The following is a 12414-nucleotide window of genomic DNA, read 5'->3' as shown; positions in this document are numbered from 1 at the left end:
TATACTCCAAAGCACTCTCCAAATAATAATCAAATGCCTTTTCTACATCTTGGCTTATTAAAGCATTTCCAGCCAGTTGATAGAAGTAAGCCATTCTAGCCTTTTTATCTGGAGTAGTATATTTGTCATTCAAAGAATCTTTCATTTCTTTTTCATATTCAAGTAAATTTCTAGCGTTGTTGAAATCGGATTTTTTTAAATATAAATCCATTAGTATAGTGACAACATATACAAGATTAAATTGAGATGTAACTTTTAAATATTGCTCTAATTGCTGTATACCTAAATCAATTTCTCCACATCTTCCATTAATACACCCGATCATGAAATCAAGATTGTCTTGTACGAACGGGAACGAATAATTGCTATATGCAGTTAAATAAATGTTGCTTGTTTCATAATCATTAAGATAGTAATAACAGTTGCATATAAGAAACGTAGCATGTGCCTTAAAATGGCTGTTAGCTTTATCAATTTCAATTACAGTTTGGCAAAAATTAATGGAATCATTGTATCTTAGAATGCCGTAAGCATGATTTGCTAAAGAGATATAAAGGTTTAATTGTTCATGAATGTTGAGTAGTTCGACATAGGCTAAAACGCTTTTACCCGATTGGTAGGTAGCCTCTAATTTGCTAAAATCATTTCGCTCAATCATGTAAACCTGATACATGCCTTTAGCAATATAAGTCATGACCCCATGACTACGCGAGTAATTTACTACTGTCTTAAATAATGGGAGTTTAATGGAGGCATCATTCACATCGTTTGCTGTGTTAAAAATTTGTTCAACAGCTTCGTGACTATCTATGTTTGGAAGTTCTAAATACCTTGTGGCAATTTCTGTGATAAGGGATGTGGGACTGGAAAGTGAAATAGCTTCTAATAAAAAATTAAGTATAGCATCTGATTTACGCTCTAAGGATAAGTATATCCTTATGTATTCATAATAAGGTATTTCCAGCTCCTCTGCAAGCGATTTTATTGTCTTATACTCAGGCTTTTTGACTTCTCCATTTTCAATTTTGGAGATAGTGCTTTTATTTATGTTCGCCTTCTCAGCTAATTTGTCCATTGTAAATCCTAATTTTAACCTGTGGTGTCTGATCATGTCTGCAAAAGTATCAATCATCTCACTTTCACATCCTTTATTATTTTAAAACAAGCAAAAGGGTTAGAATTGTGATTATCTAAGAAGGGGAAAAAATGAATTATAAATGCAGTGGTTTCGAGGTTTGTAGATTAAGATCTTTGAGGGAAACACCCCCGAAAGTCAATTATAGCATATTTTGACAGGTTGTCAATTAATAAAATCTCTCTAAATTTTAGAAACAACCATATTAAATGACAAAAAGCACCCTCTCTAAGAGGGTGCTTTTTCTTTGTCAACAAGAATGTCGGAAGCTACTTGAATCGTAAAACTTACAATCTGAGCCACTGTCTGAGAGTCAACTTTACTCTTAATATTGTCTGGTAACTTATTGTATAGACCATGAACAATATCAGCTTCTTTTGCGCGAACTTCATCGATAAGGGAAGTCATTACTACATCGTAAACCTTGTTTGGTTGCTTGAAAAACAATACAGCAATTAATGCTACAATCAGTAGAGCAATAAGATATTCCATAATATCATCTCCTATTTAAGTTGTACTAAAATTTTTTGAAGCAATTGAACATAATCTCGCAAATCTGATTTACTCATCGTCTGAGAAATTGAGAAAGCTACTGACTCATCAATGCTTTCCAGCTTGACTGTATTAGTATCAGGATCAACCTCGATGATATTTCGTCTCTCAGTGTCAATAGGAATCTGAACTTCCTTGATGACTTCCGAAAAATCGGAATAACGAACCACTACTTCCATTGACGTTCACCTTCTTTATTAAATTTTCTTCAAAAGCAAGAACAGCTTGGACACAAGACCTTTGTCTGTGAGCCATTCATCGCCTTTGTCTTCGTAAATATCAACCTTCTCACCTTTCGCAATCTCATTAAGGTTCGTAGTAGCGATACCATGCATGATTGCTTTCGGCTTCACATCAACCTTCGGCTCATCAGTAGAGCCTTTACGTCTTCCCTGTACTTTCTCTGTCATATGAAGACCTCCTTTTATTTCTCTGTTCTGTTTAGAATAGTGAACGACAAACTAGCCAACTCGCCAGCGGTAAGCGTTCCATCTTCTACCTTCTTCACCCATACTTCTGGGCTGTTGATAACAACATCGCCATCAGTACCAATAACTTTATTGAACTTACGAACTCCATTAATGATTTCAGTCTTTTGCCATTGTTCCAGCTTCATAGGTTCATCATCCTCATCTTTCTCTTCGATATTTGACCAAACCCAACTGCCATCAGTAATCTTACGGACGTTAGCGTTAGTCCACTTCTCAGCGTGTTTAACTGCGTCTGCGTAAGTCGCAAAGTCCTTTAAATGATTGTTACCTTGATATACAGCGTAAATCATCTTTGGTGGTTTTGTGGCTTGACATTCTGCCAATTCGTCAACAACATCTTGAATGAACTTAGCTTTACTGATACCCATAATCTTCAAAGCATTTTTAAATGGGTCTGTCTTACGACTAGGGTCAAGTTCGTTGTGACCTACAATCTTCTTACGAGGGTCAAGCTTGAACTTGTAGCAGAGGTAAGCGTGATACCAAACGAAACGTTTGTAGGCTTCTTTGTTGTTGATGCTACCCTTCTTGTTGGAGTAACACAGTTCAACACCTATTGCGATATCATTAGAATCTTCACCAAACATTGTGTTATCCATGATAATGTCATATAACACATGCCACGCCTTCTCTGGTGCTCCTGTGGTTGCAGGAATACATTCGATAATATCTAAATGGTCAATAAATGTATGTGCCGAAGCAGACATTTCATTGCGAGAGCGTTCATAGTATCCTACATTGCCCTTCGCTGTACTTCCATCATTTCCTGTATCATGAGACACGACAAACCCAACGTATGGCATCTTGATACCAGAGCGTCTTTTGGAATTGGGTGTAAGGTACTGCTTCTTGATTTCGTACTTCATCTTGAATGACACACCATCACCTCCTTGTTGATATACTTTCTTCGGCTTCCAAAGAGGCTTTATTATGGTCGGCGTATCCATAATCTCTGGTAACTCATTACATGAGCGTGTGGGGAACCTTTCCCACCTATAAAGCCTTTACATTACTATGGAAGCCTTGGTTCTTCTTGCTTTTGAACACCTTCTAACCTTGGTACATTCGGGTCATCATCCTCGCCTTCACGCTTGTACGTAGTGATTTTCTCGACAACTTTGATACCTGTAAATGCTCCCAATTCATAAGCAAGTAACATCAGCATATTGTTCGAAATATCACCGACAACGATGGATTGATACAGCGCAACGCCAAGCGTGACAAAGAAGGCTATGATGATGGCTGATACTCTTGTCTCATCAAAAGATAATCCATCCTTTAGCCATTTCATCACTAATCACCCTTCTTTCTTGTCGCGGAACCATTGAAGTTCTGTACGCAAATCGTCAACCTTCACCTGTAAACGCTTATTCTCCAATGTCAATTCAAGATTGATTTTATGAAGTTGTGCAACTTCCTCACTTAGCGTCCTAATTTCTTCTCTTGCTTCTTCAAGGTCATCCTTGTAGCTATTGATGATTTCTTTTAGCTCCTGTCTAAAAGCCTTTTCATCCTCAGACAAGGATTTTCTGTCGTTCACAGTAACATCCTTTTTGTTAGTACTCTTCGTCGCTATGAGTGTACCAATAGAAGCGATAAGAGCTGTCAATATAGGCACAACAATTTGTATAACCTCTGGTGTCATTGGGAATCACCCCTTCTCTACAAAAAATTTAGTATCACACTCCCTCTCTCCCTATAAAGTGTCAAGAGGTAGTTCTATTCGGTAAATAGACAACAACTTATGTAATAAACAAAAAATAAGGGAATGTCACTTGGACATTCCCTTATGGTCTTACAGCACTACTTCCGAAGTACCTGTGAAGCTGTCTTGCTTCGCTTTCATAGTGGTGATCGCTGTCTCAATGCGTAATTGAATTGTGTCTGCAAACGCTGTTGCAACATCTACTGCCTTCACACCATACTGTGCTTGTGTGAATACACGAGTAATTGGGAAGTCTGTTGGTAGATACTTGAATGCGTCACCAATCGTTGCTTCTGGTGCAGTTCCACCTTTCTTCGTCAGTTCGCCACCAATATTGATGGATACTTTACCGAAGTCTGCAAACAATTCTGTTTCTTCTGGCTGAACATCAGCAATAGAGATAACAACTTCATAGTTGTTGCTTACCAATTTCTTGTCAATAACCAGTTTCATATTTATCAACCTCTTTCGTATTTGTTTTAGTGGGTCATTATATAAAGTGTTATTGAGGGTTAATGTTTTCCATTTTTCACCCTCAATGTTTTACTGCATTTTTCGTCCATTAATACTCAATAAAATCCAGATTCAATTGAGAAATCACCACGTACCAACTTCTATAGTTCCATCTTCTAAAATGCTGTGATAATCAGCATCTATGCTGTCGTTGATTGCAATAGGTACACTGGAGCATGTAAATCTAAACTCATTTGCCTCTTCTACAGTGAAGTAAGCACCATCAAATAACTTATGATGGTCATCCTCGTGAAATTGCTTGTATGCGTTTTTAAGGTTCAATTCAATTCTAATAACATCCATATATAATTCCTCCCAATATAAATACCCTGTGTCAATTTGACACAGGGTACATTGATTAAATAATAAAGTAGTATGCTCCTCCTGTACTTCCCCTAGCGCCGAATCTACAGTGAAGGTCAGCTACATCTCTTTTCCTGACAATTGCATTACCTTCTTTGTCTGCGTCTTCAGCATAACGCCTGAAGATTGTACCAACAAATTCTGGTCTACTTGCAGAAATGTCAGCTTCAACTTCTGAAGTTTGATTAATGATAATTGAACCTTCAATTTCACTCTTATGATGAACAATCAGCGATGAATTGAGGAATGAAGAGCCTCGCACATTAATTGTAGCGTCAATGCTGTTCGCAATCTTAGTTTGCATGGTAACATGCAATTCAGGCTGATTTCCTGCGATTACAGAAGTGAGTTCTGTTCTTTCAAAAATTCGAATTGTTGCGTCTCTTTCTTCATCTTTCGGTATATAGATGAATGTTGTACCAATGATTTCTGGAACACTATTCCAGAATACTGCCTGAATGTCACCATCATCTCTACCAACTGGGGATTTATCACCAACGTAAGTTGGAATGCCAATCGTCGCATCCCTTTCATCAACTTTGTTTGGTTTAACAGTAATGAACGCATCCAAGTATGCTTTACTCTTAATTTCAATAAAACCTTTTGTTTCAGGATGATTAATTGATAGAGTTGATATCAACTGAGCATTTGGATCATTTTCTACTAACGCTTTCGCACGAATTGTCGAGTATAAATGAGCTTTGGGGTCAATGATTATTGATGCACCCAACTCTGGTTTGTTTGCGTTAATCGATGCTGGTCTTTCAGAAACTTTACTGTGACTTACAGTAAGACGAGCATTTCTTTCCTGTCTTCCTTTCTTGTAGGTGAAGATTGTAGAAGCAAGCTCTGCTCTATTAACTATAAGTGTTGCCGTTTTCTCCATGTAGACAGGAGACTCAGGTCTGTGTACAAATAGTTCTGCATCTCTTGTACTTATGCCTACATCGCTCTTTACCAAAAGTGTACCGTTTCTCTCTTCGCGCCCTGTTCCAATTATGTTAATCATTGCGTTTTTATCATATCTAGTAGATGTAAACGATTTGGATAAGTCAATATACTGGACATATAATGTTGGAACTTTGTTTACACTTTCTCTCGTATAAAATGCCACTGTTTTGTCCGCTGAAGAGTAAATGTTAATACCATAGTTCGTATCTGTTCTGTTAAACCATTTGTTAACAACATCTGTCAAATCAACATCAATATACTGTTGCCGTTTATTTATTGTGTATTTATCTGTGATAAATTCTTTTTGATTTGGTTTATTGATATTAGTAATACCCATTTCATTCCAGTAAGTATCATTTGTTCTAAATTCTAATGGTGTACTTTCCTCAAAAACACCAGAATAATGGAGTCTCATAGTCGCTTTTTCAATAACCTTATTCGAACCAAGGTTGCTAATATCAAACTCAACGAATGATTCAAATTTCTCATGGTGTGTCGGATTACTATGATCCACACCAACAGTCATTCGTTTATCATCACCCCAATTGACAGATTGGTAATCAACATGGTCGCGTGTAAAAGCGTCTTTTGTAGCTCCTAAAGATTCAATAACACGAGGAGCTTCCATAAGTTCATAACTACCAAACATTCTGTTGTTAGGCTGCACTTCCAAAGAAGCATCAAGAAAGTTGCCAGCAATGGCTTCAATCCATGTAGGAAGATCTCCATTATCTCGATATTTAATCATAGCGGTAGAGATCAATTCTGTCGCATCGCCTGTTCTCACTTTAAACGAAGCACTCTTATCGCCATCTTTGGTTTGATAAATAAAAATTGTTGCGTCACGATCTCTATCTGCACCTTTAAAAACCTTGTATGTACCATACATACGGTTTTCAGGCTCATTAAAACGTCTCACATTTATCCGTGAAATTAAATCAGCCTTTGGGATATTATCGACCCAAAGGCTTGCGCTGAACTCATAGTTTTCATCTTTCATCATTTGCTACCTCCATTGTATTGGAAGATTAAATTTTCTTAGCCTTCGCTCTAATCTCAAATTTTCCGTTAGGAACTGAATTGGCTGTATGTACAGTCGCCAATCGAGCAAAGAATTCAACTGCTCTATTATTATCAAGAATAGTGTTCCAACTTAATTCTTGTTCAGGAGTAAATGGGAATTGAGTTTTAGATAACTCAAGTTTCACACCTGTTGGCAGATTAGAATTTATTGCGTTGATTTTAATATCCTGCACCTTATAACCATACATGTTGGTTAACCTAATTTTATTCTCAACAGAAGTTTGTCCTGCTGTTAAAGATCCAACTTGAAGATACTTTAACAAATCACCAATATCAGTTGTGTAATATTGTCCTGTTGGGTCACTAAACATTAATCCAGCCCATGTGCCTATGAATGATCTTTCCCAAAAATCCATATTGCCCCAATAGTCCTTAAATTCAATCCGTATCTTATTGGATTGCCCCATTTTTAAATCTTTATTTTGAACGTTGATAGCGATAGGTTCAGGAGATTGAAAGAACTTCGAGAAATCGCCAGTTTCAGGGAAGTATGGTTTATCATTCAGAATAACGCGATACTGAACCATACCCATGTCATAATCGCTCAACGTTCCAGATAACTTATTTCCCTCGAAAGAAATATTAATCGTAGAAGTTGTGTTTAGAATATAGAACGTTGACGAACTGATTTCAGAGCCGATCATAAATGCATTGATGAATGCTTTTATACCATCTACATCAACGATTTCCTTCTCGTTCTCATCAATTTCAACCATAAAACCTATTTTAACAAACCCATAAACAGCTTTTTTTGCAAAGTCTTTTGTTCGGAGTAATTCGAATTCAGAAATTTTCATCCCATTTTGGATGATATCTAATTCATTGTGTATGTCTATATTTCTCCAAGAACCCTTTTTAAATGAATCCCATGTCATACCATTATCAAAAGAAACGAACAATTTAAACCTCTCATGATATTCTATGTTCATGGTGACATCAAATTTCTCAATATCTTCATTGATTGATATATTTGAAAGTGGAATCGCAATCTGATTGAATGGCAGAAACTTCGAATACAATTTACTATTAACAGAATCTTTTACTTGTGCTACATCCTCTTTTTCTTTAGCAAATGATGATAAATTTTCATTACTGTACCTTATTAGCTTTATCTTTGGATTTTTGTTTGATAGTATCGCCCAATCTTCCAATTTAATATCGTCAATGTTTTTAATACCTTTGTTCAAAATGTCTTTATAATCTGATGGTGTGGCTGTAGAATAATCGTACCATCCACCCTGACCATCATTAATATTGAATACTTTAATAGTATTAACACCAACATTCGGTTGTTTGTTTCCGCTATTCTGATATATCTTCCAACGTATTTTTTTATACGCAACCCCATTGGGATTTGAAATCATATGAACCACACCATCATGACTCCAGTTTTTCACTTCTCGTCTTTCGTCAACAGTGATCCATTTCAAGCCATCCCATACTTCTACATCCCAATTTGATGGATCAAAGCCCTCCGCATAAAATGATGATTGTATGTGATACGCGTTGAAGATCATAGGCGAAGGAAATTCGTATGATATCCATGATATTCCGTTTTTTAAAGGTGGTGTCCAGTATGTTGTAGGGTTGTCATCAAACACTCTAAATGCACCAGTATTTTGGTCGAGAGATGCACTTGCAGAAGCTATTCCATGAGAGTTGTCAGATGTCATTGTTGGAATTAAGCTCTTTAAACCTTTCACTTTCAATCTTGGATTAAAGGTTTTATATTTCCCATCGTGTAGAATAAGATGTCTTTCAGAGTTATTATCATTTCCAGTGTAATTTTTCATACTACTCCAGTAGAGTTTTTTGTCATCAGCTTGATGTCGAGGGGTAAAAATGAATTCACCGACTGAAGCCATTCCACAAATGTAGTTTGTAGGAAAGAGTTTCACTGATTTAAAATTCATTCCTAAAATCTTGTTTGCTGTAACATTATTAAACTCTTCTACTTTCGCATAGAGAAAGAAACTGGATGGGTAAGTTAAAACACCAATATATTCGTTATTTATTATCGAAATCGCGCTGGTGCTCTCTACACCAACTCCTGTTTTAACCCCTAAATTTGCTCCGCTAGTTAAGTCGAACATAAAAATTCTGGCATCATAATTCGGCATCAATATCATATTCCACTCTCTTACAATACAAAATGAAGCTATACTATTGCTTATATTTGTAGCTGGCTGGATTAAATCTCCTAACTTTGCACCTGTTTGAATATCTATCTCTTTGATCATGAATTCGCTTCCAGACTCAGCTAATCTCGTATATAACTTTTCCCCATCTGTACCAAGTACTCCATTACCAAAAGGTAAGCTTGGCAAAACCAAAGTTCTCTTGTATTTAAGTGTTTTGACATCGTACACATGAATATTTTTTGATTTATGCATATGTACAAACATCTCTCCCTTTATAATTACGTTGCCCCATGGAATCTCATCAAAGAAAATAGGGGTGTCTCCACCCCTACCTCTCAATATCTGAGGTAGCATCTCTTTAGTTGCCACATCAAACACATCCTTTACTATTAGTAATTGATTATTTTTTTCGTTACTCCACTTAGACTCAAATCGATATCTATACTATCAACATATGAGCCATCCACCTTATGACTAATATCTTCTTTAAACTTATTTTTAGAAATTGTCTCAACGCTTCTCTCTTTTTCGCTATATTCTAAAACTTCAACATCTCCACTAATATCATCTAATGGTGTATGATCTTTGGTCAGTTTAACTCTATTGTTTACTATTTCTTGATCTTCGGAAAATATATTAACTTCTACCTCACTACTCAAATGCTCTTGAAGTGTTCTTTTCCCATCATCAACTATATACTCTTTTCTATTTTTCAATAGATTCTCACTATAAGTAATTACATCAAATTCTGTCCCTATTACATTCTCCAACCAAATATGCTCATCCATGTCTTTTACAATGCTCGGAGGTTTAACATTCAAATTTTCGTCAAATACATTTACAGAATAATCTCCAATGAGCATAGCAAGCTCATCTACAGATAAACTTCCCACGTCAAACTTAGACATTCCATGACTCATGTAATCATCACTCGTTGCACTCTTTCCTATTGACTCCCAATGAGCTGGAACATACCTCATTAAACCAATGTAAACCAAACCAACTGAATAATCATAAGGTGCGCTTATATGATATCTAGCATTATAAAATTCAAATTTATAGTATCGATAAACTGGCTTTGTCCCTGTAAAATTCACATATCGAAGATGACTCCCATTCCCTAAGTTAAAATTATCTCTATTAATAGGAGTGGTTGTATCATTGATTTTATAAATTTCAGTCCATTTAGCATTATCATTTGACCCCAATAGCGTCCAATCTCTAAGCCCATAGGTTTTTGAGAACTTCACCATCTCCATTGCCCTTAGTTCAACGCGATCAATCATAGTTGGATTACCAAAGTCATATGTCACATGCTTTGGGAAACTGTTTCCAGAAGCACTTATCCAACCTGACTTATCATCACCATCAAAACAATTCCAAAGGGTATCTGGATGATTTGGATGAGTAGCACTTGATGATATATGTGTACTTGTTTGATTGGCTTTAGCCATATTAACATAACCATCTTGTACAAATTTTTTAAAGTCTCCTGATTCATCTTTAAAAAGAATTTTAGATTCAGAATATGATTCGTATTCAATTTCCATAGGAAGATGCCAACCACTAGTTCCGTTCGCAACAACTTTCGTGTCAAATGCAAATCCTTCTTTAAAGTGATCTAGATTGAATTGCCCTGTTTGGTATCTCAGATACATAGGTTGATTCAACTCATCTGTATATGTAGCTTTAAAATCTTGTTGAGACCCTTTTGTGACGATAAATCCAAGATACGTATTTTCAGGACATTTTATATTTAAGTTTTCTGCATATCGGATATCGGTTCCATATTTTCCATCAGTGGACAATTCACCAGACCAAACTATTTTAAACTCTCTAAATTTGTTCGTCTCCTCAAATATAAGAAAAATGAATTTATTTGGTTGTGTAGTAGTATTAACTACTTTGATAGATTTAATATAGTTCTTGTTTAATTTGTTAAATGGTCTATCAAACCACCAAACATGGTCATTTCCATAGTTCGTAATCCTCTGTCCTGTCCTATACGAAAATCCGTTATCTAGCTTTAATGATTGCATTACGAATCACCTCATTTTAATCTATTCTAAGTCTTGTTATCGATTCACTACTTGAATTTATGCTAAAGCTATGAACTACACCATTACCATTGGGAATCACTTCTTTAGCTGAAGGGAATGTTCTCACTTTGTTATAAGGTTTATCGAAATCAACGACTTCCCCTGATTTTACTCCGTATGCTGTGAAATCTTCTAGCTTTACGTGTTCTGGTAGTTCAACAACTATCTCTTCATACATTCTTTTAGTAATAATGTTACGATATCCTCTAGGAGTATATTTGGGTTCAGGAAATAACGATATATCAGCGTTAGATGCTCCACCAACTACGAATGGTATAAGTGGTTTTGGTAAATCTCTAGTTTTTAATTCTCCTTGACTTATACCATCATAAAATATCTCAATTAAGTTGTTGTCAATATCAAAAGCGATTCCAATTCTTTCATCAATTAAATAATTAAATCCTCTCGTCATTTGGAGATTATCTGCTCTATGGTTAACTCCTGCAATTATGCCTTGTCCGCTAAATTGAATATTGTCTGAGTCCCAATTGCGTTCAAACTGGAAGCTGTATTTTGATCTCCAGCCTACAGCAATATCTGCATCTGCTCGATTGTTTACTCTGTACTCCATATACCATTTTCCTGAATTGTACTCCTCTTCTCCAATCGTACTAAGAGAATCAGAAAATCTTGTGTCAGCATTCCAAAGCAATTTGACATTGGTATAACGAGTTTGTACAGGGAAATCCTTCCTAGTTTCATTTCTATCAAAAATGCTAAGACCTCCAAATGGAGTTTCTATTCTTTTTTCAATTGAAATATGTTTCTTGTCTATTTCTCTCTTAATCAGAGACCTGTCTTTCTCAGGAGAATAATCATATACTTGCATGTCTCTAATTGAGAATTCGTTGCTACCCAACCAAGCACCTTGCTTCCCTGTCATGAAAATTACAAAGCCAGAATAAGGCTTCTCTTTGGGGTTCTTTAAAAACCATTCTTTTGTTTCGGATGGACTCCAAAAACCAGCACCTTCATTAACCTCTAACAACAAATCACAAGCGAACCAAAGTGGTTCTTCTACAGTTCCACTTGAAAATACAGAGTAAGCATCATGAAGCTTTCTCATACTCATATTGATACCATATACTCTAAAGTTTGTAGGCATTTTATCTGTTCCAACCATATCTATAGGCGAAGACAGAGAAAACTTTTTTAGTACGTATGGGACTCCTGCTGGAAATAGAATATTTAACCACGCAGTTTGTTTTGTACCACCACTAACCCATGTTGTATTTGGATTGTTATCTAACACAAAAGTTGAGTGATTTGCATTGGAAGCCGTTGTACTATGGTATATGACAAATCCTTGATTAGTGATCGTTGTTGAATGATATATTGGTACGATAGGATTAAACATATTTTCACCACCTAATATTGAATC

The 12414-nt window shown here is 36.0% G+C and carries 13 protein-coding genes; all 13 read right to left on the bottom strand.

The window, feature by feature from the left end; all coding sequences use genetic code 11:
* Window positions 1–1132, bottom strand: a 1132-nt coding sequence (locus FPZ44_RS24535; protein WP_144994950.1) for a helix-turn-helix domain-containing protein, incomplete at its 3' end; no start/stop codon positions are given.
* Window positions 1133–1363: 231 nt separating this feature from the next.
* The gene (locus FPZ44_RS24530) at window positions 1364–1627 is read right to left on the bottom strand and encodes a hypothetical protein (protein ID WP_144994948.1); all 264 of its coding nucleotides are present in this window, start codon (window positions 1625–1627) and stop codon (window positions 1364–1366) included.
* Between the two features lie 11 nt (window positions 1628–1638).
* Window positions 1639–1866, bottom strand: a complete 228-nt coding sequence (locus FPZ44_RS24525) for a hypothetical protein (RefSeq protein WP_144994946.1) — start codon at window positions 1864–1866, stop codon at window positions 1639–1641.
* Between the two features lie 18 nt (window positions 1867–1884).
* Entirely contained in the window at window positions 1885–2097 is a 213-nt protein-coding gene (locus FPZ44_RS24520) for a hypothetical protein (protein ID WP_144994944.1), read from the bottom strand.
* Window positions 2098–2111: 14 nt separating this feature from the next.
* Window positions 2112–3056 carry a peptidoglycan recognition protein family protein gene (locus FPZ44_RS24515; protein ID WP_144994942.1) on the bottom strand — a complete coding sequence of 315 codons (945 nt, stop codon included), beginning with the start codon at window positions 3054–3056 and terminating at the stop codon, window positions 2112–2114.
* A gap of 134 nt (window positions 3057–3190) precedes the next feature.
* Window positions 3191–3469, bottom strand: a complete 279-nt coding sequence (locus tag FPZ44_RS24510) for a hypothetical protein (RefSeq protein ID WP_261378540.1) — start codon at window positions 3467–3469, stop codon at window positions 3191–3193.
* Window positions 3470–3475: 6 nt separating this feature from the next.
* Entirely contained in the window at window positions 3476–3823 is a 348-nt protein-coding gene (locus FPZ44_RS24505) for a hypothetical protein (protein ID WP_144994938.1), read from the bottom strand.
* Window positions 3824–3973: 150 nt separating this feature from the next.
* A complete protein-coding gene (locus tag FPZ44_RS24500; protein ID WP_144994936.1) occupies window positions 3974–4336 on the bottom strand; it encodes a hypothetical protein in 363 nt (120 codons plus the stop codon).
* Between the two features lie 144 nt (window positions 4337–4480).
* Window positions 4481–4699, bottom strand: coding sequence for a hypothetical protein (locus FPZ44_RS24495; protein ID WP_144994934.1), 219 nt, complete (start codon window positions 4697–4699; stop codon window positions 4481–4483).
* Between the two features lie 55 nt (window positions 4700–4754).
* Window positions 4755–6713 (bottom strand): DNRLRE domain-containing protein, encoded by a 1959-nt coding sequence (locus FPZ44_RS24490; RefSeq protein WP_144994932.1) that lies wholly within the window; start codon window positions 6711–6713, stop codon window positions 4755–4757.
* Window positions 6714–6738: 25 nt separating this feature from the next.
* Window positions 6739–9303: a discoidin domain-containing protein gene (locus FPZ44_RS24485; protein ID WP_144994930.1), complete on the bottom strand. Its 2565-nt coding sequence runs from the start codon at window positions 9301–9303 to the stop codon at window positions 6739–6741.
* Window positions 9304–9323: 20 nt separating this feature from the next.
* Window positions 9324–10973 (bottom strand): discoidin domain-containing protein, encoded by a 1650-nt coding sequence (locus tag FPZ44_RS24480; RefSeq protein ID WP_144994928.1) that lies wholly within the window; start codon window positions 10971–10973, stop codon window positions 9324–9326.
* A 16-nt stretch (window positions 10974–10989) separates the two neighbouring features.
* Window positions 10990–12390, bottom strand: coding sequence for a hypothetical protein (locus tag FPZ44_RS24475; RefSeq protein WP_144994926.1), 1401 nt, complete (start codon window positions 12388–12390; stop codon window positions 10990–10992).
* Between the last annotated feature and the right edge of the window lie 24 nt (window positions 12391–12414).

The organism is Paenibacillus agilis (assembly GCF_007786455.1).
In the GTDB taxonomy this organism is placed as follows: Bacteria; Bacillota; Bacilli; order Paenibacillales; family Paenibacillaceae; genus Paenibacillus_B; species Paenibacillus_B agilis.
Note: the sequence above shows the minus strand (reverse complement) of the source record. Positions and strands in the feature narration are given on the sequence as shown.

Coding starts and splice junctions, on each gene's coding strand:
- FPZ44_RS24490 (WP_144994932.1), bottom strand. CDS start 6,713: ATGATGAAAGATGAAAACTATGAGTTCAGCGCAAGCCTTTGGGTCGAT.
- FPZ44_RS24530 (WP_144994948.1), bottom strand. CDS start 1,627: ATGGAATATCTTATTGCTCTACTGATTGTAGCATTAATTGCTGTATTG.
- FPZ44_RS24475 (WP_144994926.1), bottom strand. CDS start 12,390: ATGTTTAATCCTATCGTACCAATATATCATTCAACAACGATCACTAAT.
- FPZ44_RS24505 (WP_144994938.1), bottom strand. CDS start 3,823: ATGACACCAGAGGTTATACAAATTGTTGTGCCTATATTGACAGCTCTT.
- FPZ44_RS24495 (WP_144994934.1), bottom strand. CDS start 4,699: ATGGATGTTATTAGAATTGAATTGAACCTTAAAAACGCATACAAGCAA.
- FPZ44_RS24480 (WP_144994928.1), bottom strand. CDS start 10,973: ATGCAATCATTAAAGCTAGATAACGGATTTTCGTATAGGACAGGACAG.
- FPZ44_RS24525 (WP_144994946.1), bottom strand. CDS start 1,866: ATGGAAGTAGTGGTTCGTTATTCCGATTTTTCGGAAGTCATCAAGGAA.
- FPZ44_RS24520 (WP_144994944.1), bottom strand. CDS start 2,097: ATGACAGAGAAAGTACAGGGAAGACGTAAAGGCTCTACTGATGAGCCG.
- FPZ44_RS24510 (WP_261378540.1), bottom strand. CDS start 3,469: ATGAAATGGCTAAAGGATGGATTATCTTTTGATGAGACAAGAGTATCA.
- FPZ44_RS24500 (WP_144994936.1), bottom strand. CDS start 4,336: ATGAAACTGGTTATTGACAAGAAATTGGTAAGCAACAACTATGAAGTT.